At 58.7% G+C, this 22,491-nt stretch carries 25 protein-coding genes and 1 riboswitch; of the genes, 8 read left to right on the top strand and 17 right to left on the bottom strand.

The features are described 5' to 3' along the window. The first annotated feature begins 118 nt into the window (after positions 1–118). Positions 119–580 (top strand): hypothetical protein, encoded by a 462-nt coding sequence (locus tag AC3WRD_RS17800; RefSeq protein ID WP_096821712.1) that lies wholly within the window; start codon positions 119–121, stop codon positions 578–580. A 117-nt stretch (positions 581–697) separates the two neighbouring features. Here AC3WRD_RS17800 and AC3WRD_RS17805 read toward each other — a convergent pair whose 3' ends face one another. Genes AC3WRD_RS17805 through AC3WRD_RS17815 form a run of 3 tightly spaced genes read right to left on the bottom strand, consistent with a single transcriptional unit; the run spans position 698 to position 3,025 of the window. Next, complete coding sequence (locus tag AC3WRD_RS17805; RefSeq protein ID WP_096821713.1) at positions 698–1,318, bottom strand: LysE family translocator; 621 nt, start codon at positions 1,316–1,318, stop codon at positions 698–700. Between the two features lie 43 nt (positions 1,319–1,361). Continuing rightward, positions 1,362–1,829 (bottom strand): metallophosphoesterase family protein, encoded by a 468-nt coding sequence (locus AC3WRD_RS17810; RefSeq protein WP_102621624.1) that lies wholly within the window; start codon positions 1,827–1,829, stop codon positions 1,362–1,364. Between the two features lie 47 nt (positions 1,830–1,876). Beyond that, positions 1,877–3,025 (bottom strand): tetratricopeptide repeat protein, encoded by a 1,149-nt coding sequence (locus tag AC3WRD_RS17815; RefSeq protein WP_256580643.1) that lies wholly within the window; start codon positions 3,023–3,025, stop codon positions 1,877–1,879. Between the two features lie 181 nt (positions 3,026–3,206). Between AC3WRD_RS17815 and AC3WRD_RS17820 the strand changes: the two genes are divergently transcribed. The 3 genes from AC3WRD_RS17820 (at position 3,207) to AC3WRD_RS17830 (ending at position 4,796) form a co-directional block, all read left to right on the top strand. Next, complete coding sequence (locus tag AC3WRD_RS17820; protein WP_102621622.1) at positions 3,207–3,938, top strand: NAD-dependent epimerase/dehydratase family protein; 732 nt, start codon at positions 3,207–3,209, stop codon at positions 3,936–3,938. 192 nt (positions 3,939–4,130) lie between these two features. Further along, the gene (locus AC3WRD_RS17825) at positions 4,131–4,415 is read left to right on the top strand and encodes a hypothetical protein (protein WP_102621621.1); all 285 of its coding nucleotides are present in this window, start codon (positions 4,131–4,133) and stop codon (positions 4,413–4,415) included. Positions 4,416–4,526: 111 nt separating this feature from the next. Beyond that, positions 4,527–4,796 carry a hypothetical protein gene (locus AC3WRD_RS17830; protein WP_102621620.1) on the top strand — a complete coding sequence of 90 codons (270 nt, stop codon included), beginning with the start codon at positions 4,527–4,529 and terminating at the stop codon, positions 4,794–4,796. 471 nt (positions 4,797–5,267) lie between these two features. On the opposite strand, the gene AC3WRD_RS17835 is transcribed toward AC3WRD_RS17830, so the two are convergent. The 4 genes from AC3WRD_RS17835 to AC3WRD_RS17850 form a co-directional block, all read right to left on the bottom strand. Next, complete coding sequence (locus AC3WRD_RS17835; RefSeq protein ID WP_102621618.1) at positions 5,268–5,930, bottom strand: DUF1266 domain-containing protein; 663 nt, start codon at positions 5,928–5,930, stop codon at positions 5,268–5,270. A gap of 10 nt (positions 5,931–5,940) precedes the next feature. After that, a complete protein-coding gene (locus AC3WRD_RS17840) occupies positions 5,941–7,152 on the bottom strand; it encodes a hypothetical protein (protein ID WP_102621617.1) in 1,212 nt (403 codons plus the stop codon). Beyond that, the gene (locus AC3WRD_RS17845; protein ID WP_102621616.1) at positions 7,143–9,467 is read right to left on the bottom strand and encodes a hypothetical protein; all 2,325 of its coding nucleotides are present in this window, start codon (positions 9,465–9,467) and stop codon (positions 7,143–7,145) included. The genes AC3WRD_RS17840 and AC3WRD_RS17845 overlap by 10 nt, the downstream gene beginning before the upstream one ends. A 236-nt stretch (positions 9,468–9,703) precedes the next feature. Further along, on the bottom strand, positions 9,704–10,627 hold the full coding sequence (locus tag AC3WRD_RS17850) for a bifunctional helix-turn-helix transcriptional regulator/GNAT family N-acetyltransferase (RefSeq protein WP_102621615.1): 924 nt from the start codon (positions 10,625–10,627) through the stop codon (positions 9,704–9,706). Between the two features lie 130 nt (positions 10,628–10,757). Here AC3WRD_RS17850 and AC3WRD_RS17855 point away from each other — a divergent pair, with 130 nt between their 5' ends. Beyond that, positions 10,758–11,201 carry a hypothetical protein gene (locus tag AC3WRD_RS17855; RefSeq protein ID WP_102621614.1) on the top strand — a complete coding sequence of 148 codons (444 nt, stop codon included), beginning with the start codon at positions 10,758–10,760 and terminating at the stop codon, positions 11,199–11,201. Positions 11,202–11,262: 61 nt separating this feature from the next. Here the strand turns inward: AC3WRD_RS17855 and AC3WRD_RS17860 are convergent, their stop codons facing one another. The 4 genes from AC3WRD_RS17860 to AC3WRD_RS17875 all read right to left on the bottom strand — a co-directional run bounded on the left by AC3WRD_RS17860 (position 11,263) and on the right by AC3WRD_RS17875 (position 14,078). Then, positions 11,263–11,754 (bottom strand): GNAT family N-acetyltransferase, encoded by a 492-nt coding sequence (locus AC3WRD_RS17860; protein WP_102621613.1) that lies wholly within the window; start codon positions 11,752–11,754, stop codon positions 11,263–11,265. 35 nt (positions 11,755–11,789) lie between these two features. Beyond that, positions 11,790–12,479, bottom strand: a complete 690-nt coding sequence (locus AC3WRD_RS17865; RefSeq protein ID WP_102621612.1) for a phytanoyl-CoA dioxygenase family protein — start codon at positions 12,477–12,479, stop codon at positions 11,790–11,792. Between the two features lie 111 nt (positions 12,480–12,590). After that, complete coding sequence (locus AC3WRD_RS17870) at positions 12,591–13,628, bottom strand: alpha/beta hydrolase family protein (RefSeq protein ID WP_102621611.1); 1,038 nt, start codon at positions 13,626–13,628, stop codon at positions 12,591–12,593. An 18-nt stretch (positions 13,629–13,646) separates the two neighbouring features. Further along, a complete protein-coding gene (locus tag AC3WRD_RS17875) occupies positions 13,647–14,078 on the bottom strand; it encodes a bleomycin resistance protein (protein ID WP_096821725.1) in 432 nt (143 codons plus the stop codon). Between the two features lie 213 nt (positions 14,079–14,291). Here AC3WRD_RS17875 and AC3WRD_RS17880 point away from each other — a divergent pair, with 213 nt between their 5' ends. Continuing rightward, the gene (locus tag AC3WRD_RS17880) at positions 14,292–14,738 is read left to right on the top strand and encodes an anti-virulence regulator CigR family protein (RefSeq protein ID WP_102621610.1); all 447 of its coding nucleotides are present in this window, start codon (positions 14,292–14,294) and stop codon (positions 14,736–14,738) included. 71 nt (positions 14,739–14,809) lie between these two features. Here AC3WRD_RS17880 and AC3WRD_RS17885 read toward each other — a convergent pair whose 3' ends face one another. The 6 genes from AC3WRD_RS17885 to AC3WRD_RS17910 form a co-directional block, all read right to left on the bottom strand. Further along, the gene (locus tag AC3WRD_RS17885) at positions 14,810–15,283 is read right to left on the bottom strand and encodes a DUF2059 domain-containing protein (protein ID WP_102650857.1); all 474 of its coding nucleotides are present in this window, start codon (positions 15,281–15,283) and stop codon (positions 14,810–14,812) included. A gap of 112 nt (positions 15,284–15,395) precedes the next feature. Beyond that, positions 15,396–16,307 (bottom strand): ABC transporter substrate-binding protein, encoded by a 912-nt coding sequence (locus tag AC3WRD_RS17890; protein ID WP_102621608.1) that lies wholly within the window; start codon positions 16,305–16,307, stop codon positions 15,396–15,398. After that, positions 16,304–16,663 (bottom strand): (2Fe-2S) ferredoxin domain-containing protein, encoded by a 360-nt coding sequence (locus AC3WRD_RS17895; protein ID WP_102621607.1) that lies wholly within the window; start codon positions 16,661–16,663, stop codon positions 16,304–16,306. The genes AC3WRD_RS17890 and AC3WRD_RS17895 overlap by 4 nt, the downstream gene beginning before the upstream one ends. Beyond that, positions 16,663–18,600 (bottom strand): TonB-dependent receptor plug domain-containing protein, encoded by a 1,938-nt coding sequence (locus AC3WRD_RS17900; RefSeq protein ID WP_102621606.1) that lies wholly within the window; start codon positions 18,598–18,600, stop codon positions 16,663–16,665. Before AC3WRD_RS17900 ends, AC3WRD_RS17895 begins: the two co-directional genes overlap by 1 nt. Positions 18,601–18,692: 92 nt before the next feature. Further along, a riboswitch (cobalamin riboswitch) is annotated at positions 18,693–18,898 on the bottom strand. A 108-nt stretch (positions 18,899–19,006) separates the two neighbouring features. After that, complete coding sequence (locus AC3WRD_RS17905) at positions 19,007–19,918, bottom strand: hypothetical protein (protein ID WP_102621605.1); 912 nt, start codon at positions 19,916–19,918, stop codon at positions 19,007–19,009. A 46-nt stretch (positions 19,919–19,964) separates the two neighbouring features. After that, positions 19,965–20,882 carry a LysR family transcriptional regulator gene (locus tag AC3WRD_RS17910; protein ID WP_102621604.1) on the bottom strand — a complete coding sequence of 306 codons (918 nt, stop codon included), beginning with the start codon at positions 20,880–20,882 and terminating at the stop codon, positions 19,965–19,967. 171 nt (positions 20,883–21,053) lie between these two features. Here AC3WRD_RS17910 and AC3WRD_RS17915 point away from each other — a divergent pair, with 171 nt between their 5' ends. Both AC3WRD_RS17915 and AC3WRD_RS17920 read left to right on the top strand, forming a co-directional pair. After that, entirely contained in the window at positions 21,054–21,494 is a 441-nt protein-coding gene (locus AC3WRD_RS17915; protein WP_096821733.1) for a DoxX family protein, read from the top strand. An 88-nt stretch (positions 21,495–21,582) separates the two neighbouring features. Continuing rightward, positions 21,583–22,482, top strand: a complete 900-nt coding sequence (locus AC3WRD_RS17920) for a pirin family protein (protein WP_102621603.1) — start codon at positions 21,583–21,585, stop codon at positions 22,480–22,482. The last annotated feature ends 9 nt before the right edge of the window (positions 22,483–22,491 follow it).

Genomic DNA, 22,491 nt, shown 5'->3' on the forward strand with positions numbered 1-22,491 from the left:
AGGGTGACTTTTTCGGGGTGAGTGATAGCATGTGGCCTTCATTGCGAAACAACGCGTGCTTTGACTTGGTCGACTGCCAGGACATCAAGTTTCATCTTCAATCAATGCAGATTTATCAATGATCAAGATTGCGATACCGACGTTTATCCTGCTGCTGTGCCTGCAGGGTTGTGCAGAGATGCCTGCGTATTCGAACGTACAGTCCGGTGAGCCGAGCGACGAAACCCGTTACACCGTCGTCGAAACCGATACCTATGCCGGAAGGCCTCAGCGCTCCTGGGGGGACGGCGAGCCAAACCTGAACATCATTAGAATCAACGACAAGAAAGTGGGGAACATTCCATTCTCCACTTACTATTACAAGAATGACTCGCCTCAGCGCGCTGTGCTGATCCCGGGGAAGTACACGATTCAACTGGAATACAATCTGCCGTTGCAGTTCCTGTTTGCCGATCTGGAGTTCGAAGGCAAACCCGGTCAAAAGATCATCGCCCGTTCGCAATATGTGGGTCTCAACCGATTGGAAATATGGTTGGAAGACGCGGCTACCGGTGAAATCGTTGGTAAGCGTGTGCACTGACAAGGTTAAAGCGATGGCTGTGAAGTAACGCGCTTTCAGCGATTGAACGAAGAGGGGGATTTTGAATACTTATTCAAAATCCCCCTCTTGTTTTTTGACCCCGTAAGTTCGGGCGACTCAGCGCTTGCTGAAGGCCAGTCGCGCCGCAAACAGCACGAAAATCATCCCGGTGGTGCGATCCATCCAGCGAATCACCTTCTCCCGTCGCAGAAACCCGGACAGGGGCTGTGTCGCGCCGATCAACACCAGCGACCAGATCAACCCGAGCACCACATGAATGCTCACCAGCCCGAACGTCCAGGGCACAAGCGGCTGCCCTTGCGGAATGAACTGCGGCAGAAACGACACGTAGAAAATCCCGATCTTCGGATTGAGCACATTCCCCAGCATGCCCTTCAAAAACCAGTTGGCCCCCGGCTTGCCGTTGGCTTCGGCGGGAGCCAGCGAGCGGCGAGGGCGCAGCAGCATGTTCAACCCGAGCCACGCCAGATACGCCGCACCGCAGTACTTCAACAGGTTGTAGGCCAGCTCCGACACCGCAATCAACGCCCCGAGGCCGAACGCCACCGCCGCACCCCACAACAGGCAACCGGCGTTGATGCCCAACGCAGCGCGCAAGGCCTGTTGCTTGCCTTCGACGGTGGCGGTGCGCAGGACAAGCGCGGTGTCGAGACCGGGTGTCAGCGTCAGCAGTGTGGCGGCGAAAGTGAAGGCGAGGAGGTTGTCGGCGATGGACATGGCGCGTGGGTTTCCTGTTCTTGATGGGGGAACGGTAGCGGTTTCAGGCGGGGGGATCCAGCAGGGAGATGAGGCGGGGTTCGATGGCGTCAAGTTGTATCTCAAGGATTGCCAGGGTGACCGGCAGTTTGAAACGCCGGGGACCGGCGCTGCCCGGATTGACGTAGAGCCGGTCGCCGCGCCATTCGATTCGGGGTTTGTGGGAGTGGCCGGTGATGATGAGTTTCACGTTGGGGTCGAGGTCAGTGGGGACGTCGGCGATGTCGTGGATGAGGAGGGTTGACCAGCCGTTGAGGTTTACGCTCAGGAGGTCGGGGAGGTCTTGGGCCCACGGACTGTTCAGATCGTTGTTGCCGCGCACTGCGTGGACGGGGGCGATTTCGGTCAGTTGCGCGAGGATGTCCGCGTTACCGATGTCGCCGGCATGGATGATCTGATCGCAGCCTTGCAACGCGGCCAGGGCTTCGGGGCGCAGGAGGTTGTGGGTGTCGGAGATGAGGCCGATCTTCATACGGAGCTCCGGGTTGAGTAGGGCCGGGATGCTGGCTTCCACCGAATTCAGCCTGTCGGCTCAGCGGGTTTCGCTATCTGTTCGCTTGTCAGATCACCTTGCAGTTCCCTGAGACCCGCTGGGCTTGAGTAGAGTTTTTCCATAGCCAGCACCTCGGTCAGTTGCTCCGGGGAAAGTGTCTTCTCTTCATTCTCAAGCTGCACGCGCATGGGGCCTGCCATGTCGTCAGGCAGCGTCTGTTTGAGCGCTACACGCAATAACCCGCAAGCCTTGCGCTTGTTCTTCTCGAAGCCTTGCCCGTTATCGAGATGAGCGGCAAGGGTAACGAGCGACACACCGTGTCCTTGAAGGGCCGCCTTCAACAACCAGCGATTTGCCAGTGGATAGTTCACCGGCACATCGGTGCCGCCGCTATAGAGAGCGCCGAGGACGTACTGTGCCTTGGCCTCGCCCTGTTCGGCCGAGCGGGTATACCAATTTAATGCGGCTGACAGATCTTTGGGGATGCTCGTGCCCACGCCGTTGAAATAAGTCGCTCCCAACAATCCGGATGCCTGACTGTCGCCAGCAGTGGCCGCTTGGGTGAGTAATTTCACGGCATGTTGAGGGTCTGCTGAAACGCCGTGACCAAACAAATAGAGAGTGCCCAGTAATGTCAGAGCCTCGTTATCGTCCTGGGCGGCTGCTTTGCTGGCCCAGTTGAAAGCCTGCCGCGGGTCTGCCTCGACACCGGTACCTTTGTAATAAAGGGTAGCGAGTTGACGTTGAGATTTGGCGTGACCTTGTTCTGCAGCCTTGCGAAACCACGTAGCGGCCTGGGTAAAGTCCCTCGGTATTTCCAGGCCCGCAATGCTCGAAACGCCCATGAAATACTGGGCGTCCGGGTTGCCGTGCTCAGCCGACTCGCTTATCAACCGCATGCCTTTTGGTCGATCAACTTCAACACCTCGACCGTAATATTCAATGAGGCCGAGCTTGAACTGCGCGAGACGGTCTCCTTTTTCTGCTGCGCTCAAATACCACTCGGCAGCTTTGCCAGGGTTGCGGCCAACTACCAGGCCGTCCTCGTAGGCTGAAGCGATCAAGGTGGTGAGGTTAAAAGGGCTTCGCCACAGCGTGATAAAGAAGGTAACAACGAGATATGCAACGACGCTGAGTATTAGAACAACTGAAAACCGGCGCAATTTCGAATCCATTCGTAGAGTGGTGAGCGGGGAGTGTATCGATGCTTTTTCGTACTGCCCAGTCTTGCGGGTTCTAACCTGTTCTCCTCCATAGACAACATTCGGCGTTCACACTTTTCAATCATCTTGAATGTTGTGAATCGGTCACAAGCCTGAGAGGCTGGCGTGAGGCTTACCAAAAGGACATACGGACATGAGCACGCCAAAAATTTTGATCACGGGGGCTTCGGGCCAGATCGGCAGAGCTTTCTGGACCGCGCGGGCCGATAAATCCGATTTGCGCCTGGCCGATATAGACGTAGCAACACTTCCGGACTCGGCACAACGTTTCGCTCTCGATATCAGGGACCAGGCCAGTTGTCTCGAGGCCTGCGAAGGCATACACACCGTGATCCATCTCGCTGCTGATCCGAACCCGGACGCCGACTTCACGTCTTCGCTGCTGCCTGTGAATATTATCGGCACCTACAACATGCTGTTCGCCGCAAAAGCTCAAGGCTGCAAGCGTTTCATATTCGCGAGCAGTGCCCAGGCGATTGAGGGTTATCCGAAAGACGTCCAGATACATGAAGGGATGGCACCGAAACCAGGCAACCTTTACGGGGTCAGCAAAGCGTTTGGCGAAGCGCTGGCTTCGATGCATGCAAACGATGGTCAAATGACGACAATCGCGGTCCGTATTGCGAACGTAGCCAGATTTCACGCCGGAGAAACCCACAGCCCCCGGGACGTGGCTGCGTTTATCAGCTTCAGGGATGTCGTTGCGTTACTGGAGCGATGCGTCGAGGCCGAGCTGAGCGGATTCCATGTTGTCCATGGCGTCTCGGATAACCGCTACAAACGCCTTTCAATTGATCAGACCAAGAAAACCCTTGGGTACGCGCCGCTTGATGATTCATTCGAGATTCTGGAAGGGCGTGCTTGATCGAATTGGGTGCAGCGCTTTTGAGTTCGCCTGAGTGAATCAGGAACACATCTGACTGATGCGACAGGAGTAAAAGGGTGGGGGGGATTATTTGAAAAATATATCAGCCCCCTTTTTCTTGATGCGCGCCGAGAGGTTATGTTACCTGACGAAACCCGCTGGCAAATACGTTGTGCTTACTGAAGGCCTTCTATGCAGACTGACCAAACCAGATTGCTCGCACTCACATTGCTTGAGATCAAGACGTTGCTGGGTGATTACCTGGGAAGTGATGTGGACGCACCAATGAGCGTTCGTATCGCGGCCCACCTTGCCTATGCCGTTCACAATGAAGCTGAGGCGGTGTACGGGCATGAGGATTTTCGGCTCGAATGCGCGGTCCGGAAAATCGCTGCGGTCGATGGGATTCTTGGGGTTTCGGAGGGGGCTGCATTGCTTGGCAGGTTTGGCGCCGAGGCCAAAAATACGATGGGTTAAATTCAGTTTGAATGATCGCTTGCGGCCAGAAACGGGATTCGATTTTGCTATTCACCCAACTCCCGAGCGTGCGAAATTACCAGACCTTCAATTGCTCACAGAGGCAGGCTCATGACCTCCACCCTGGCAGTCTCGGATATCGCAGGTCCATGGAGTGGGGATGCCCCCACAGGACTCATTCAGCGTTGCAAGGAGGCCTGGGATACGCCTTTGGAGAGATTGAATGATCTTATGGTTGCTACTTTTTTGAATCAGAACATTGCCACCGAACACATGCTCATCGAGGCGAAACGCCGCCTGAAAGACCAGGAACGAGATGAAACTGAGTACTTCGACGGCCAGCTCCTCGAAGCAATCGAACGTTTGAAACCCGGGAAGTAATTCTTCCCGACGGTTTGTTGTGTTCGACATCGGCTATTTATTTGGGGTTTTCTGAGTCACGCGACTGGCAGAGAACGGCCAAAAGCAGACGTTCGCGAGTGACTGGTTTCGACCCGAAACTGACAAAGGCTCGCCACTCACAGAGTCCGAAGTCCTCAAGATCCGTGACCAAGCCACGTGTGTTGCAGTTCCATTCGATGTCGCCTTTGACATGGAGAACGAACGTGGTTTCCGGGACTTAGTGGCCGAGGACTGCTGGAATGAATGGCAACGAGTACGGCTCTCAATGAAGAAACCCCTCTGACTTGCACTGATATGAAAGGGACTGATTCTGAGAATTCCCCGCTTTTTCTTACAACAGATCAAGAAGTCGGGAATTGAAGAGACCTGCATGGGTCGGCAGCTTGTATTGCGCCACACAAAAACAAGATTCCGATCCCATGCAGGCCATCCGATTCTGACACAACGCGCTCACCCAAGCGCTTTCGCCAGAACCAGGTTAAACGCAGCTGGCGTACCCCAGAGTACATCGGCCCAGGCACCGCTGCCGGGCGTCAGCAACTGGCGCAGGTGCTGCTCATGGAACGCCTTGCCCAGCGAATCGACGCGAAACGCCGCCACCCACTGCTCGCGCCCCAGCTGGTAGGCCTTGCCGAAATCTTCCCAACTGTCGAAACAGTCCTGCGCCCGCTGTGCATTGAGCAGCAGCACACGCCAGGCGAGGTCGGGCTCGAGCCAACGCATCAGCAGCGCACAACGGACCAGAAACGCCACCCGCACACAGGCAAAGGCCATGGCCGCACGCGGCTCATCGCCAACCTTCAGTGCCTGCAGATCGAGGCCGTACCATCGCTGTTCGAGGGTCGCATTGAAATGCGACCGCACCGCTTCGTCATTGCAATCGCTGCGTATCCCGGCCTGGTGCAGCAGCGCTGCCCGCACGATCGTCTGCGCTTGCTCGGTGAAGTGATCGCACGCCGGCGAGTAGAAGCCCTCGACGTCCATCGCATCGGCCATGGGCCTGGCCAGCAGCAGCGACCAGTGCCTGCGTTGGCTGAACAACTGGGCGCCACGCGGTCTGAATGCTCGCCACAACATCCAGGCTGAAACAACAACTGCGATAAGCAAAAACATGCCGCTCTCCTTACCTTGCCCGGGCCTGCCAGGCCTGGATTTCCTCGGCCATTGGCGAGGTCATTTCCGGCCACGGCACACCTTCGGTGAGGTACAGCGGGTCTTTGGGCTGACGCTCGATGTGTGTGCTGAAAATATGCCGGATGGCGTACTTGACCGACACCGTCTTCGGGGCAGCCTGCAGGAATTGCTGCGGCTGACGCCCGGCGACCAGCCATTCGACCATGGCGGACGGTGCATCGAGGCGCTCGTAAAGTTGCGGATATCGGGCAACCAGGCGAGTCTGGGCGGTCGGGTCGTTGACCTCCTCGATACGCAGCCAGCCTGCTTCGGTACGCACGATGCCGATGGCGATACAGTCGGCGGGTGTCTGCTGGTCGGTGCCCAGGGCATTCAGGCACTGCAGCAGGTCCTGGTAATAGCGCTCGACCGGAGGCCGGTTTTGCTTACCCTTGACCTGCTCGACCGTCAAGGTGCCGTCGGCCTGGACGATCAGGCTGATGGTGATGTGTGGCTGGCCCTGGCTGTCACGCAAACTGAACACGCGCATGTGCTGCTGCTCCACCGCTTCGGCATAGCGTTCGCCGTAGCCGCCAGTCAAGGCGCGGCGATCGGCGAACTGGCCCAGACAGTGGCGCATCACGTAGCTTTCAAAGGCCATTTCCGCGCGCAGCAAGGAACTTTCGGGACGCAGTTCCTGCAATAGGTGCTCAGCGGTGGTCACCCGCGCAAGCAAGGCCTCGGGCTGGCTCTGGCGCCAGCCTTGTTCGACCCGCGCCGCCATCTGCGCGTGTTCCTTTTGCCACAGCAACAACGCCTGGGGGCAGTTGATGCGTTCGAGCTTGCCCGCGAGCGCTGTGCCCTGGCGCGAGGTCAGGAACTCCACCAGCAAGGCCTCCTGGGCCAGCAGTGGCGCCTGCTGCGGATCGATCCACACCAGCGGTGCAAGTGAATCTCTGCCGGCCTCGCTCAAATGCCTGACTACCCAGGATGGCGGCTCGGCTCCCAATGCCTCGATAGCCTGCCCCATGCTCAGGATTCGTCGCGCAGGCTCGAAATTGCCGACCAGATGACGGTAGAAATGGTTGAGCAACCATTTGCCCACCTCTGGCGCATCACCTCGGGCCTTGCTGCGCTCGGCAATGCCACGCTTGAGTTGATCGGCATTGAGTGCGTTGCGCGGGGCGTAACCGGACGTTCGCAGCTCCGGTGTCACTTCCATATCTGCCACCAGGCCTTGCCGGCCGGTTTTGCCGGCGCCTGCAGCTCGGCGATCCACTGGCGGATCAGTTCATTGTTTCCCTGATCAACTTCGTTGTTCGGATCACTGCGCAGAATGGAGCGCTGATAATAGGCCACGGCCTCTGCCTTGCGCTCGAGCCTCTTGAGCACATCGCCGGCACAAGCCAGCAGAGAGGGTTCGGCGAGTTCATCAATGACCGGCGCGTAACGTAGCCACAGGCTAGTGGCCGCCTCCGGCAGGCTGTATGACAGGTACAGGGCAATTTTCATTCGTGCGAACAGTGGCGAATATTCCAGGTCCTTGTCGCTGATTTCGCGCTCTTCCTGCCATTTGAGAACGCGCTCCAGCCAGATCAGAATCTCGCGCTCGCGGTCCAGTTGAAACAGGGCGCGGGTGACGTCCTGTACGTAATCTTCCGGGTCGTGGCGGCCGTAGCCATAGTCGGCTGCGTAGTGCCAGAGTTGTTCGGCGGCTTCGGCGATGCCCGGGTTATCGTTCAGCAGAATGCGGTTGTCGAGGATGCCCTGATAGTGCTCGGCGAACGGGCTGGCGGCGATGCCACGGCTATGCAACTCAAGGGCCAGACCCATCAGTTTGTCGTTGTAGCATTGGTAATTGAGCGCAAGGTTGTTGCACAGCATCGAGTACAGGTGCGCGCAGGCATCGTAGCGGTGCCCGTGGCCGTTGGCGAAGCATTGCTCCATACGGGCCTGGCCCTGTTCGTAAGCAGCCTTTTGTACTTCTCGCAGCCGCCACCAGGCCGAATCTGTCTCCTCGCTTGAAAGGTTCTCGACATGCGCTTCGACCACGCTTTCAAGGGAAGTCGCAAAATTGTAGTAGTACATGCCACTGGCCAATGGCGGCAAGGGTTGGCGCAAGGCATCGGATATGCCGAACACATTGGCGTGGGCGCTGAACAGGCTGTAGACGCTGCGGTAGTCCTGCAGATCGCCGGCCGAAACCGCCTCGCGCAGCATCGTCAGTTCGGTGTTGGCGTCGATGCGCCCGGCCTGACGTTCACGCACCGCCACCAGGCGAGTGATCCACGGGTGATTCGGCGCGCGTCGCCGGGCTTCTGCAAGGGCCAGAGTGAAGACGTTGTCGATTTGCTCAAGGTCATCGCGCGCGTCATGCAGTGCATCGAGCAGCGGGCCCATGGACGGGGTCGACTCGTCCCGCCACGGCAGGCCGGACGTGAATCGCTCCAGCACCCTCTGATCATCACAGGCACGCATCACGCACAACGGCCACCACGCTGACTGATCCTCGGCATCGAGCAGGCGATCTTGTACCCAGTAGGCCGTGCCCGGCCACATTTTGCCGCGCATTTCATAGGTTTCCATGAATGCACGTTGCCCGGCGTCGTCGATCTGGCCGTTTTCAAGCAGCCAAGGCAAATGGAAGTCAACGAAGTTGTCACCGCCGCCGGAATCCAGACTCAGGGTCGCCACTTCACAGATTTTCAAAGCACCGGCCAGGTCGCCCTGGGCCTGCAATGAGCGGGCGGCCAGACGTGCCAGGCGCACTTCCCATTCTCGACGCTGGGGCAGCGACAATTCGGCGATCAATCGCACAACCGGCTGTTCGAACATCGCCAGGCGCAACGGAACGATTTCGATGAGCGCATCGCCCAGCCACAGCCAGTCGTTACCGTCGACATCCTGATCTTCGCCAGCGGTGCGTAATGCGGCAATTGCCGCCAGCGCGGCTTCGCGAGCTTCTTCGTCGCGTTCATGGGCGGCCAGCGCCTGGGCCCGTCGCTGGTGTTGATCGGCATCGTCCCAGGCCCGCAGTGCATGACGGTCGGGGTTGATCAGGGCGAGGGTGTGACGCACTTCGATGGTCTTCAGGGCGACGTCGAGTGTGGCGTGTTGGAGATCTTCGAAAATGCGGTAGCGCCGGTACTGCTCGATATCGAACGGCAGCGGCTCGTTGGTCAATTGCTGAAGGGTGTCGAGCGCCTGAAGCAGGCCCTGCTCATCTTTGAGGTAGTTGTCCAGCCGCAGTTGGTAGATCAGCAGGTTGACCTTGAGTTCGTTGCGCTCATCATCAGGCGTAGCTTCGATCAGTGCCTGGCCGTCGCCGGCCAGTACCGCCCTGGCCGCGTCTGCATCACCCGCGTTGACCCACAGCACGTGTAGCCGTCCGATCGATTCCAGCGAGGTTGCCTTGAGCGGTTGGCCGCGCAGCTGGCCCAACAGGTAGTCGACACCATGTTCCTGATGCTCGACCTCAAGACGATCCATGAATTGATCCAGCTGGATGCCGGACAGCACGGTGCTGTTTTGCGTCATTGTGAACTCCATTTGCGAATGACTGTGCATCGCCCGATGCGTCCTGCGTCGGTGCCCTCGAGTGGGGCAACGGTACTCGTGCACGTCTGCCTTTTACAGGTCACGAATGACGAAAGGGATCGGGCAATACAGCGAGGTGCCGCACGCTACCAGTTGGCGTTTGAAAAACCAAGAGTGCGCCGGGAGGCAACGCCAAATGATTGACTTGCACACAGCGAATCAGAGGAAGTGGAGCATCACAACTCAATCGCCCAGGTCTGACTTACAAGCTCTTTTCCAAAGCTCTGAATTGACTCTTCTTCCATTAATTGAAACCCCGCTCGCTGATACAGACGGCGAGCCTCTACCAGATTGCTGGTGGTCCACAAAATCATCTTTTCGTACCCGACATCCCGGGCAAAGCGCAGGCACTCTTCAACCAGTCGGTTGCCGATCCCCAGCCCCCGAGCGCTGGCGTCGACAAACAGCATGCGCAGTTTTGCCGTGGTTGCGTCGTGCCGGATGACAAACACCGAGCCCACCACCTTGCCGTCCTTTTCCGCGATCCAGCAGCGTTCGCTGGCAGGCTCGAACTCACGCAGGTACTTGGCGACGATCTCGGCGACCAGCGCTTCGAACTCCCAGTTCCAGCCGTATTCGCGGGTGTAGATCACGGTTTGTTGCTGCACCACCAGCCCCATGTCGCCGGGTTGCGGGTCGCGCAACAGGTAAGTCGGCTGTTGGCGGCCCTCGAGCAAGGTCTGGATCTGCTTCATGGACTCGATCAATTGCAGTTGCTGCGGCTCGGCCATGCGTTCGAGCAGGGTGATGACTTCCTGCCGCGACGCTTGTTCCAGCGGGGCGAGTATTTCGCGGCCGAGGTCGGTGATGTGCAACTGGCTGGCGCGGGCGTCGGTGGCAGAGGGGACTTTCTGGATCAGGCCTTTTTTGTCGAAGCCGCTGATGATCCGGCTCATGTAGCCCGCGTCCAGGCTCAGCATCTGGCGCAGGTCGGCGCTGGTCAGGTCGCCGCGGGAGGCCAGTTCGTAGAGGATGCGCAGCTCAGTCAACGAGTAATCGCTTTGCAGCAGGTGTTCCTGCAGAACGCCGATCTGGTGGGTGTAGAAACGGTTGAACTGGCGGACGATGTCGGCTCGTTCGATGAGAGGGGGCGTGGACATGGTGGGTGCTCAAATGGTTGCCTTGAGCAACTATATAGTTGCTCAAGGCAACCAAGTCAAATGAATTGCTGACCAACGGCAGCCTCCCTTATCCTGCGTGTTCATGGAGCCACACTCACAAGGAAAGAACGTGAAATTACTGATTGCTGCGTCTGTATTGGCCCTTCTGGCCGGTTGTGCATCCCACGGCAAGAGCGACGACGCCATTTACCGGGAAGCCGCCGACGCCCATGTCATGACCCTTCCTGCCGGGCAGAACAAGGTCAGCCTGCCCGCAACCAAAATCCAGAGTCACGGCCTGATCGCCGACAATCTGGCGATTGCAGCCGGCGGCGGGGCCAACGCCACGCTGCTCAAGCAACAACTGCTGATCGCCAAGTCTGCCGGCGAAAGCGGCTTCTTGATCATCGGTGCGGGGACGTCACTCGACGTGGCCATCATCAAGAATGCGTTTGAGTCGCTCGATCTGAATGGCATGCGCATCTATTACGCGGGCGGTGAGGGTCAGAAGGATGCGGCGCGCAGTGCCGTAGAAAAAACCCAGGCGAAATTCCAGTACATCAGCGTGCAATGAGCGAGGCTGCGTCACGACGTGCGCATTGAGAATGCACACGTCGTGGCATGGTCGGCGTTGATCATGCCGGGGACAAACGCATACCCATATCGACGGTGCGGCTCTCAAACCCGAACTCTGCATACATCCGTGCCGCGCGTTCATTGAACGGCCAGACCGATAATCTCAACTCCTGGGCGTTGTGTTCGATGGCCCAGTCTTTGACCCGCTCCATCAATTGACGGCCGATGCCTTTGCCCCAGAAGGCTTCGGCGACGCACACCGATCCGATGCGCACGATGTTCAGGGGTTGCATCAGCGGGCTGGTGCTGGCCGAGAGGCTGGCAGCGATGAAGCCTGCGGGCTGCTGACCGACGTGTGCAATGAAGACAACCTGACCCGGTTTGTCGAAGTAGTTCATCCAGTGCGGCAGGTCACGGGCGAAGTCCTCGGTGGTGGCGGTGTAGATGTCGGGGCGGGCGGCGTGGTGGACGGCGTTGAGAATCTGGCCCAGTTCGCAAACGATCAATGCATCTTCAGCGGTGGCAATTCTGTACTGCGTGGTGTCGTCCATGGGGCGTCACGTTCCTTCAGTGGCGGGTGGCTGCTTCAGTTCAGGGGTTCGAGGACGAAGTCCGCCGGATCGAACCGCTCGGTCGTGTCCATTTGTATGTTTCTGAGGCTCACTGTTTCCAGGTGTGTGGTGTAGAGCGATTCAGAAAACCAGGTGATCAACAGGGTGCGGCGGCGTGCGCCGGTCGTGTTCAGGCTACCGGCGTGGATCAGGTCGGCATCGAAGATCAGGATGTCGCCAGCACTGCCGCAAAGCTGCACCGAGCGGGACTCGTCAGTGAAATCGAACGGGGGCTCGCCGAGTGCAGGGCGATGGCTGCCGGGGACGATGCGGGTTGCGCCGTTCTCCGGGCCGTAATCGTCGAGGTACACCAGCGCGTTGACGGTATCGCCGGGGCGTTGCGTCGACAAGTCTCGGTGCAACTGTTGATGGCCGCCACCGGCAAGCGGCTCGCGGCCCTCCACCTGGGAGAGGAAGAAGCGTTCGCCGATCAACTCGCCCACCACTGCCAGCAATTGTGGCAATCGGCACACGGCCTGAACGGTCGGATCCGTGTCCAGCAGCGAATGGCGCCAGTCGATGCCACGGGGCACGGGCCATTCGCTTGAGGGCCTTACGCCGGTGTCGAACGTGTTCCGAAGTCCGGTCAGCCATGCAGCCGGGATTGCCTGGCGGAGCAGGGCGTAGCCGTTTAGGTGAAGTTGTCTAGCGCAGGGCGTAGACATAGGTATCCGTTGCCGTACCGTCATCCAGAGTCACCTTGGTCAAAACCCGCTGTTATTCAGCCCTTTCAAACTCATCAAGCGCCGCCCGGTGCTGCGTGGGCAACACCGTCATCAGTTCGCAAGTGACCGGGTCAGAAACCCGTCGATCAATGCCACAACCTGTTGCTGGATCACTTCACGCGAACGACCACCACCATCCCCGCAAATGATGCCGTCGCCTGGCGAGTCTTCTTCAAGCAACTCCACTGCGCCGGGCTTGCACGATGCCATGAAGCTGAAATGGCTGGCGTCGCTGATCTCGACATACTGCGACGATGCCGAAGGCAGGCGCTTGGCGAGATTGGCCGACTCCAGTTGAGCGGGCAGGTCTTCGGACGGCACGCCAGCGCCAATCACCAGTGTCGGAATCGGCAGCGCGGCGAGGCTTGTATCGGTCATGCCGCGTGACAGGCCCAGGTCCAGTGAAACGATCGCGCCGACGCGTTTGTCGCTCAAGTCCGCGCTCATCCGGCTCTTCGATTCTGGCGTGTCGGCGACGTTGATCGTCTTGTAGACCGAGCAACTGGCCAGTTTTTGATGGGCTGTGCAGTCCTTCGCAAAGCGCTCGGGATCGAACCGTGAACCGGCGATTTCGAGGGCGGTCCAGCCGCCGAGTGAATGGCCGGCTACTGCAATTCGACGCATCGAAACGGCACCCGTCTGCTCGGGCCGAGCGGTGACCGCATCGATGACGCGGCTGATGTCGGCAGGTCGTTGCCACAACTGTGCAGCGGCTTGAGGGCTGCGGTCATGCGTCGTGGTGCCGGGATGGTTGACCGCCGCGACGATGTAACCCTGACGGGCCAAGGCGGTGGCCAGCCAGGCCTGGTTGCTCCAGTTCCCTCGGTAACCATGCGAGAGCACCAGTAACGGATGCTCACCGGCAGTCGGCGGTGCATCGCGTACGGCGGATGTCCCGACGAACACAATATCGTCGGCAATCAACTGCGGGGTGGCGGTGGTCTTGGCGGGATACCAGACGACCATCTCCAGCGGACGGTCGTTGTGTGCATCCGGCAGTGTGGAGGTCCGGAAACCGATGGGGTTTTCGTCAGCGTTTGCGCTGGCCGAAAGGCAGATCAGAAGCAGGATGCGGAAAGCGTTTTTCATTGTTTTTATCTTCCTTGATCAAATCGGGCAAACAGGACGTTCGCCCAGACGTTCTACCAGTCTTACGAGATAACCGTCGGGATCCTGAACGAGAAATTCACGCTGGCCGACTTCGACATCGTCAGCGCGATACCAGGTGTCTTTGCAGGTTTTATAGAGTGAGACCTGGGCGGTGCCCAGTCTTTCGATGATGGGGGCAACCGCCTCAACGTCAATCTGCAGATTGACGCCTCTTCCGAAAGGCTTGCTCAGATCCGCCGTCAGCCACTGGCCTGCATTCGGTTCAACCTGCTCGAGCATGACTTGAGCGCCATTCAGGTCGAGGTAGGCGAAGCCATCTTCAGGGCGTTGATAAGCGATGTTGAACCCCAGGCAGGAGACCCAGAACGCGAGGCTGGCCTGCAGATCCGTGACCATCAATTCTGGAACCAGTTTGTTCCGTTCAAACATGGGGTGAATTCCTTTTCGTTGAAGTCGGGACGACGGCGCCAGACTTCTTCCCCGCAGTAATACGAGTCGGGCGCATGGTAAGCGCGAATCGGGGAGTACCGGAAGCTGCACGCATCGAAAATCGTCACAAACCGCGATGACAGGGCCGTCTCTCCATACCTGTAAAAAAACTGACTAGAATCCAGAGACACCCATTCATTCAAGGAACGACCGATGTCCGGTTTACGCACATTGATTGCGACCACGACCTGTATTGCGCTGCTGAGCAGTTCGGTGACAGCGCTGGCCGATCCTGGCAACGGAAAGGGGCAGGGCAAAGGCAATCCGCATAACAGCCAGGACCATGGCAATCAGGGGAAAAAAGGCGGAGACGGGTATCAGGGGCATGGTCCGAGTATCGACTACGCCGGGGTGATCGGGATTGTGGACGGGTATCGCGGCTACTGGACCCCGGGCCCGGCGTTGCCGCCCGGGATCCAGAAGAACCTGGCCCGGGGCAAGCCGCTCCCACCCGGGATTGCGAAGAAGCTCGATGGTCGACTGGTCGGCAGACTGCCGCACTACGACGGCTACGAATGGCAGCAGGTCGGCACCGATCTGATCCTGGTCGCGCTGGCCACCGGGTTGATTTATGAAGTGCTAAACGGCGCCTTCGATTGAAAAATAGATCTGTCCCCATATGATGCAAATCGGGAGTACCGAAAGCTGTACGATCCTCTTTTTATACGAATCTAGTTCACATAAGGCTCATTCAGCTTATCCAGCGCCTCGACGATTGCGGTCGTTTGGGCCTTTGCCGCATCTTCCATGACCTGATCAACAACGGCCTGTACCTCCACCACTCTGTCGAACAGTGCGCGACCTTCCTTGGTACTGGAAAGAATGCTTTCGGTTTCCTCGAGACTCTTGTTGTTGGCACGAATCATCACTTCGAGTTCTTCTTCGGTGAAATGATCGGCGTAGACATCAATGATCTGGCGTTTGGTCGCTTCCCTATCCAGGTTTTTTGTCACGACTTCGCGAATGGTATCGACCGGCAGTGCCCAGTAGTGTGAGTTGAAGAATTCCAACAACACCTCCAGGCGGGACTCGAAGTCGTCGTAGCGAGTGGATTCGACCAGCTCCCGCGCTTTGTCCTTGCTGCCACCGCAAGCAGTCAGAACCACTGCAAGTAACACAGCGAACGATATTGTTCTCAAACCCATGAGCGTCTTTCCTTGATCAATCTGCAGGTATGGATTGGGTGGCATGATTCAGATGCCAGGGGCCAGTGGCTCGGGATTCTATCGGGTCTTCAGAGATTTCTCGCGGTGATGTTCAAGGTAAGGCCCTGAGCCGTTCTGCCAACTCCAGCGCCACCCGACCACTGCCCACCGTCGGCAACAGATGCGTGAAGGGAATATCGATCATCCGGTTCTGGCGTACGGCCCGCAGGGTCGACAGCACCGGATCTTGCATCAGCAACTGACGCTTGCGACTGGCCGGCGACCATTGCGCGTCGGCCAGCAGGATCACATCCGGATCACTGGCGAGCAGGGTTTCGCGGCTGACGGTCACCCGGTATTGATTGATGTCGGCGAACAGGTTTCGAGCCCCGGCTGCGGCCAGCAGGGTGGTGACAAATCCACGCCGGCCTTCACTGTCGAGACCGTTGACCTCGCTGTCGAGATAGAACACTGACAGCGGCCTGCCCGGGCGGGTTAAAGCCTTGGCCTTTTCCAGATCGGCATCCATCGCATCGCTCAGTTCTCGAGCGCGCTGCTGTCGGTGCAGCAAGGCGCCGAGGGTCGAGAGGTCGTTGCGGATGTGTTCGAAGTAATCCAGCGAATGTCCGTTGCAGGCCGATTCCAGCAAATACGAAGCCACGCCGTTGCGCCCCAGTCCGCTGCGTGACGTGACGCCGTTGCCAAACGCCGTGGCGAAGCCGCCGACCACCAGATCCGGCTGCTGCGCGTACAGCACTTCGCTCGATGGATAGCGGGGCGAAATCACCGGCACGCCTAAGTACTCGGATTGCGGCGCACCGGTGTCATCCAGATAGGCGACGCCGGCCAGCGCCGGGCCGGCGCCCAACGCCAACACGAGATCGGCCGCATGCTGATTGAGGGCGACAATCCGCGACGGTGGTGATGCCGGCAAGTGCCAGGTCTCGCCACAATTGCGGTAGTCATCTGCCAGAACCGGAGAAGCGCAGAGCAGGGCGCCCGCCAGAAAGCACAGCGTTCTCACGAGCGCTCCTTGATCAACAGATCCTCGAGCACTTCGCCGCCCACCAGGTGCACTTCGACCAGCCGTTGCGCATCCGCGTGGCTGCGCACGCCATACCAGCAGGTCTCCGGATACACCGTCATGACCGGCCCCAGGTTGCACGGGAACTGACAGTGCGTGCGGGTCAGCAAAACCCCGCCGGGGGTCTCGATGCGGTCATGCGCCAGCAAGTGCCGACGCAGGGTTTTCCATATCTGCAAGGCGCCGCGCTGGGTGCAGCGCGGGCCGGTGCAGAGGAACACGTGGCGGGCATGGGCGGGAACATGCGACCAGTCCGGGTGCGTGTCGACGCCGTCGATGGTTTTGATTTCAGCCATCAGAAACGGTACGTGTAGCGCACTTCGGAGGTGAACGGCCGTCCGAGGTTGTCGACGTTGTTCGAGCGGCTGGTGACGTAATCGCGGTCGAACAGGTTTTCCACCAGCAGGCTCAATCGGTGCTGGTGAGCGCCGTCCAGGTAGCGATAAGCGTCGGCGTCCACCACGGAGTAATGGCCGTACTCGACCTGTTTCGAGCTGATGACATCGCGGATATAGCGGATCGCACCCCCGGCGCCCCACATCCGGTCAACCGACTCGTAACCGACGCGCGATCGGGCGAAGAAGCTCGGTACGTCGTTGATCGTCACTCCCGCTCGGGACTCGGTGAGGTTGCGGGTCATGTCCGCTTGCAGGCTCCATTGATCGTTGAGCGCCAGTTTCGCGTCCGCCTCGAAACCGCGCATCTGGATCTGTCCCTGGCCGTTGACCCACTGGATATCGTCGAGGGTGATCAAGTCGTCGATCTTGCGTTTGAACAGGGTGACGCTGGCGCTGAATTCGCGATCGAGCAGCAAGCCTTTGTAGTCGAGGCCGAGTTCGGCGTTGCGACTTTTCTCCGGTTTCAGGTTGCGGTTGCCCAACTCGTCGCCCGGTTCGTTGACGAACAACTGCTCGGCGTTCGGCAGTTTGTAGGCAGTGCCGTACTGGCCGCGCAGTGCCCAGTGTTCATTGAGGTCATACAGCGAAGTGAGCATGCCGACCGTGGCGCTGTCGCCGCCGCTCATGGCTTCGTGACGAATGCCGATGCTCGGGTGCCAGTCGGGCAGAGCGTCGATCTGCGGGCGCAACTGGGTGTACAGCGCGTGGGCTTCAGCCTTGTCATTGTCGATGATCAGCACATCGTCCTGGCCCTTGAACCACTGGTTGTCCATACCGAACACCAGCACATGGCCGCCGGGCAATTCGGCTTTGCCTTCGGCCTGCACGCCCCAGTCGGTGAAGCCCCAGTAGTCGTTGTGGTTGATGGTTCTGGTGCCGCCATTGGCGGTGTTGTTGATGCGCGTGTAGCGGGTGTCCCAGTCGTTGATGTGGCCTTTGACGAAGTAGCTCAGGCGCTCGTTGATGTTCTGTTCGAAGGTCGCCGTGGCGATCTGCTGGACGCGGTCGTTGGTGGTCTTGTGGTTGTCGACCGGCCGGGCGAAGTCGAGGTTGGCGTCGGCGTATTGGTAGAACAATTCCATCCGCGCATCGTCGCCAAAGGACTGAATCGCCTTGCCGCCGAAGGTGGTGACTTCGTAGGCGCGCTTCTTTTCGCTGTCGTTCTTGATGTCGCGATTGCGAAACGGCTGATAGCCGTCCGAGACGTTATGACTGACGTAGGCCAGCAAGCCCAGGTCGCCGAAACCGTTGGTGAAGATGTTCTCGACCCGCGCATCCTCGGTGGTGCCACCGAAGGTATCCACGCCCATGTTCACTTCGCCGGAGGTTTTGCGGCTCTGCGGGCTGCGAGTCACGATGTTGATCACGCCGGACACGGCCTGAGTGCCGAACAGCAGGCTCTGCCCACCCTTGAGCACTTCGATGCGTTCGATGGCGTTGGCCGGCAGGGTGTCCAGGTACAGGCCGCCATACAAGCGATTGTTCAGGCGCACGCCGTCGAGCAGGATCAGCGTGTCATCGTTGCGCCCGCCCAGCAGGGAATAGGTGCCGTAGTCGAACGGGCCATTTTTCGGCGCGACGTACAGGCCGGGAATGAACATCTGCATGACGCGGGTGACATCGGCGCTGGGGCCGGCACGTTCGATCTGCTCGCGGGTGACGATCTCGACCTTGCTGCCGAATTGCGCCATGTCGGCCACGGTCGTGGACTCCACGGACGGCGCGGAAACGATTTGCTGAGTGAGTTCGAGCGGCGCGTCGTCCGCCAGCAACAGGGGGCTGAACAGACAGCCAAGCAATAGGGATGGAGCCGGAGTGTTAAAAGGTCGAATCATTGTCTTCTCGAAAGGATCTTCGCAGAAGAGCATGCAGGAGAAGGCATCGCGCACACGCCGACACCGGCCCATGCCCGCCCACCGCAGGATTTTGCCAAACAGAATTTCAGGCCGGTCTCCGGGCTTGCGCGTATGGACGCTTTCACCTTCCCATGGCCGTCTGGCCACAGTGGTGTGTCGAAAGCATCACGCGCCTACCGTTGCGGGGGCAGCACCGGACTTGTTCGAAAAGAACGTACCGGTTTCCCGTTTCACCCCATGCACGGCGGCATGGGACACCTGAAACAGGGCGGCATCTGAACATTCGGATGACCGCTCGTCAACTTCGTTGAAGGATGTAAAGCTCCTGCGACGCAGGCGCGAGATTGCGGCGAACCCTGATAATTGAATCACTGAAGTTCTGGTTCTAGTGAACGTTCGAGAGCATAAACACCGAGATAATCCCCGCGCCGAGTACAAACATCATTATGAAGATAATGTTCAGTTTGAGCCGGTTTGAACTTTCGAGTTTATTGAGCCTGACGACCAGGTCGTCCACTTGGGCCGAAGTTGCCAGTCCCTTTACCGCATTGGCCAGCGCTTGCGGGGAGATGGAGTTGTCCGGTTTATTTTCCATAGGGTGGGTTTTTAATCGAATTTCACCCTTCACCTTGGCCAATCTGAGGGCAACCGCGACCACCAGAAGAGGTGTTGCCATTAATTGAAGGAGTTTCAGGTACCGTTCGTAGACGTAGGCAGCGTATTGCGTTTTGTGTAATGCCTGAGCCTGTTCCTCGTAATCGGCGTAGGCCCGTTTGAAGCGCTTCACTTGTTCAACGATCAGCGGATCGGAAAATCTTTCAGCCTCTGGAAAAACGCTGTCGTAATTCATGAAAACGTTTCTGTCTACTTTAGTGTCCACGCGGTTTACAGGACGAATTTTTTGAAACAGATCACAGGCGCTAGCGAGCTGCTGGGCTGATTCGCGCTCCAGTACGTCGTCTTTTTTCACTGAAATTGGCAAGCAGATTCTGGCATCGCTTAACTCGTCTGCTGCGATATTCAGGGACTGGGCAGAAAGCTGACCAAAGGTTTCTTCCACTCTCAGGTTTGAAAGCTTTGAGTCCAGGCCAACCTGGATAAATTGAAATATGAGGCCCATCGAGCCCGCGATGATCCAGGCGTAATCAACTCTTTTCCAACCAATGTCATTCAGCCGGCTTGGCAATAAACGGCTTTGCCAAACGAACAACCCGCAAAAACAAATAAACAGACCCAGAATTCCGAGAATGGCGTAAGCCGAATACTCGAACATTTCTTTGATCAAAGATAACTCCATGTCGTGCTCTTTTTTCAGTGAAATATCAATTGGTTTCGCGGGCGCTTCAGACAGCCGTCACGTGCGCCTTGCCTTGTTGTACAAACCGCTCGATCAACCACCGCGCCGCCGGGCCCGGTGGCACATCGGTACGGTAGATCGCATCGAAGGTGTATTGCCCGCTGGTGTACTCCGACAAATCCAGCTGTACCAGTCGGCCGCTGTCCAGATCCTCCTGAATCATCGGCTTCGGCATATTCCCCCAGCCGATGCCCTCGCGCAGCAACATGTGTTTGGCACCCAGGTCCGCCAGGCGCCAGGTGCGGTTGCTCAGCACGGCGAACTCCCTGTCTTTGGTCAGGCGTGAGCGATCGGACAGCACCAGTTGCGTATGCTCACGTCCGGCACCGGGAACGTTGGCTTCGCCCGAAGCCAGCGGATGATTTGGCGCTGCCACCGGAATCAGCTCGACGCTGCCGATGCCGATTCTTTCGATGCCGTTGATGCCGTCGTTCATGGGCCCGCTGACGCCGACCACCGCGCCGCGATTGATCACCCGTTCAGTCACTGCGCCGAGTGCTTCCATGTGCAGGTGCAAGGCGACGGTGGGGAATTCTTCCCGAAAGGATTTCAGCGCATCCACCACGCGCTCGGCGGGCAACATCACGTCGAGCACCACGTGCACTTCGGCCTCCAGCCCCTGCAGCAGGCCTTTGACCTTGGCGCGCAAGCCGTGCACGCCGTTGGCGATGGTCCGGGCCTCGGCCAGCACGGTGCGGCCGGCGTCGGTCAGTTGCGGCTTGCGGGTGGTTTCACGATCGAACAAGGTGACGCCCAATTGCATCTCAAGGTTGGCGATCGAGTAGCTGATCACCGACGTCGCCCGGTGAAGCTTGCGCGCAGCGGCTGCAAAACTGCCGACTTCGACGACAGTCAGGAATACGCGCAGTTGATCGAGTGTCGGTGTGCCTGGATCGGAGATCATGCCTGTGTCCTTGAGTCGCCATGGGCGCATTACCGTGGAATATGCAGCTTACCTATTTTATCGAACGTAATGATCTAAATTAGTCGGCTATTCAGATGAGCTGCCGAGGCGCAACATTTCTTCATCCGGACGGTTCAAGTCGAACCGGACCCCATTGAAGGAAATACTCCCATGGCTACTTCTGCAAACATCGCTCAAACACAGGCTTCTGAACAGAACGCTTCCGACACCAAACAAGCTTCGGCTGCCTTGATTGGCCGCGTATTGCTCAGCGTGATTTTCATTCTCTCCGGTTTTTCCAAACTGGCCGCTCCGGCCATGATGATCGGTTACATCGGCTCGGTGGGCCTGCCGCTTCCACAAGTTGCACTGGCAGTGGCGATCATCGTTGAAGTCGGTGGTGGCCTGGCGCTGATCGCCGGATACCGCACCCGCACCGTCGCCGCTGTGCTGGCTGCGTTCAGCGTGTTCACCGCACTGGCCTTCCACAGTGCACTGGCTGACCAGAACCAGTTCATCCACTTCTTCAAGAACATCGCCATGGCCGGTGGCCTGTTGCAGGTCGTGGCCTTCGGTGCCGGCCGCTTCAGCCTCGACGCTCGTCGCGGTTGATACCCGAGCGCGGTGAAGGACAGGCTCCTTCACCGCGCTTCAGCATTTTTTTGTTGGCCGCACCCCGCGACAGAACCGAGTAATCATCATGACCGTTCAGCAACAACTTTCTGGCTACACCCGTGAAACCCATACCCTCCGAGCAATCCGTTATCGCACCAGCGGCAGTGGGCATGGCGCGATCGTGCGACTGATGAGCCCTTCGGATCTGGGGCATCTGATCAAGCCGTTTGTGTTCCTCGATCTGTTTGAAGGCGAGGCTTCGTTCATTCACGGCATGCCGATGCATCCGCATTCGGGGATCGCCACCGTCACGGTGATTACCGAAGGCAACTTGCGTTTCGAGGACGCCGAGTCGGGCAAGGGCATGATTGATTACAGCGGCGTGGAGTGGATGCGAGCGGGCGGCGGCGTCTGGCACGGCAAGGAAATGTCGGTGGGTACTTCGGAGCGGGTTCAGGGCTTTCAACTGTGGGTGGCGCTGCCTCCAGAGCTGGAAAACGCCAGTGTCGACAGCCAATACCTTGAGTCCGGCGCGATGCCTGAAGTGGGGCCGGCGCGGGTGATTCTCGGCTTGCACCAAGGTGTCCAGAGCCCGGTTAGAGCGCCTGCGGGAATGAATTACTTGTTGGTCACGCTGGGTGCCGGGGAATCCTGGACGTACACCCCACCCGAAGGTCACGAGTCGTTATGGCTGAGTGTCAGCCGTGGACTGTTGGCGGCGCCGGATCTGGTCAGCGCGGGTGAAATGGCGGTCTTCGAACCTGGCAACGGCGCCGTGACGCTAAAGGCTATGCGCGAAGGCACGGTGTTCGTGATCGGCTCGGCGCAACCACATCCCTATGACCTGGCGCTGGGAAACTACTCCGTGCACACCAACCCGCAAGCCTTGCGAGAGGGGGAGGCGAAGATTGCGGAAATCGGTGGGCGGTTGCGTGAGTATCTCAAACAGTCGGACGGGTCGGCTGCCGTGCCGGTGTTCAAGTAAACCGGATCT

It is taken from the genome of Pseudomonas sp. FW215-R2 (assembly GCF_058789255.1).

Bases quoted from the DNA above. Each gene is read 5' to 3' on its own strand.
- AC3WRD_RS17845 (WP_102621616.1), bottom strand. From the start codon at position 9,467: ATGACGCAAAACAGCACCGTGCTGTCCGGCATCCAGCTGGATCAATTC.
- AC3WRD_RS17835 (WP_102621618.1), bottom strand. From the start codon at position 5,930: ATGTTTTTGCTTATCGCAGTTGTTGTTTCAGCCTGGATGTTGTGGCGA.
- AC3WRD_RS17850 (WP_102621615.1), bottom strand. From the start codon at position 10,627: ATGTCCACGCCCCCTCTCATCGAACGAGCCGACATCGTCCGCCAGTTC.
- AC3WRD_RS17895 (WP_102621607.1), bottom strand. From the start codon at position 16,663: ATGGCTGAAATCAAAACCATCGACGGCGTCGACACGCACCCGGACTGG.
- AC3WRD_RS17910 (WP_102621604.1), bottom strand. From the start codon at position 20,882: ATGATCTCCGATCCAGGCACACCGACACTCGATCAACTGCGCGTATTC.
- AC3WRD_RS17825 (WP_102621621.1), top strand. From the start codon at position 4,131: ATGCAGACTGACCAAACCAGATTGCTCGCACTCACATTGCTTGAGATC.
- AC3WRD_RS17885 (WP_102650857.1), bottom strand. From the start codon at position 15,283: ATGGGTTTGAGAACAATATCGTTCGCTGTGTTACTTGCAGTGGTTCTG.
- AC3WRD_RS17900 (WP_102621606.1), bottom strand. From the start codon at position 18,600: ATGATTCGACCTTTTAACACTCCGGCTCCATCCCTATTGCTTGGCTGT.
- AC3WRD_RS17840 (WP_102621617.1), bottom strand. From the start codon at position 7,152: ATGGAAGTGACACCGGAGCTGCGAACGTCCGGTTACGCCCCGCGCAAC.
- AC3WRD_RS17805 (WP_096821713.1), bottom strand. From the start codon at position 1,318: ATGTCCATCGCCGACAACCTCCTCGCCTTCACTTTCGCCGCCACACTG.
- AC3WRD_RS17800 (WP_096821712.1), top strand. From the start codon at position 119: ATGATCAAGATTGCGATACCGACGTTTATCCTGCTGCTGTGCCTGCAG.
- AC3WRD_RS17810 (WP_102621624.1), bottom strand. From the start codon at position 1,829: ATGAAGATCGGCCTCATCTCCGACACCCACAACCTCCTGCGCCCCGAA.
- AC3WRD_RS17920 (WP_102621603.1), top strand. From the start codon at position 21,583: ATGACCGTTCAGCAACAACTTTCTGGCTACACCCGTGAAACCCATACC.
- AC3WRD_RS17815 (WP_256580643.1), bottom strand. From the start codon at position 3,025: ATGGATTCGAAATTGCGCCGGTTTTCAGTTGTTCTAATACTCAGCGTC.
- AC3WRD_RS17820 (WP_102621622.1), top strand. From the start codon at position 3,207: ATGAGCACGCCAAAAATTTTGATCACGGGGGCTTCGGGCCAGATCGGC.
- AC3WRD_RS17875 (WP_096821725.1), bottom strand. From the start codon at position 14,078: ATGTTTGAACGGAACAAACTGGTTCCAGAATTGATGGTCACGGATCTG.
- AC3WRD_RS17870 (WP_102621611.1), bottom strand. From the start codon at position 13,628: ATGAAAAACGCTTTCCGCATCCTGCTTCTGATCTGCCTTTCGGCCAGC.
- AC3WRD_RS17860 (WP_102621613.1), bottom strand. From the start codon at position 11,754: ATGGACGACACCACGCAGTACAGAATTGCCACCGCTGAAGATGCATTG.
- AC3WRD_RS17905 (WP_102621605.1), bottom strand. From the start codon at position 19,918: ATGGAGTTATCTTTGATCAAAGAAATGTTCGAGTATTCGGCTTACGCC.
- AC3WRD_RS17915 (WP_096821733.1), top strand. From the start codon at position 21,054: ATGGCTACTTCTGCAAACATCGCTCAAACACAGGCTTCTGAACAGAAC.
- AC3WRD_RS17865 (WP_102621612.1), bottom strand. From the start codon at position 12,479: ATGTCTACGCCCTGCGCTAGACAACTTCACCTAAACGGCTACGCCCTG.
- AC3WRD_RS17880 (WP_102621610.1), top strand. From the start codon at position 14,292: ATGTCCGGTTTACGCACATTGATTGCGACCACGACCTGTATTGCGCTG.
- AC3WRD_RS17830 (WP_102621620.1), top strand. From the start codon at position 4,527: ATGACCTCCACCCTGGCAGTCTCGGATATCGCAGGTCCATGGAGTGGG.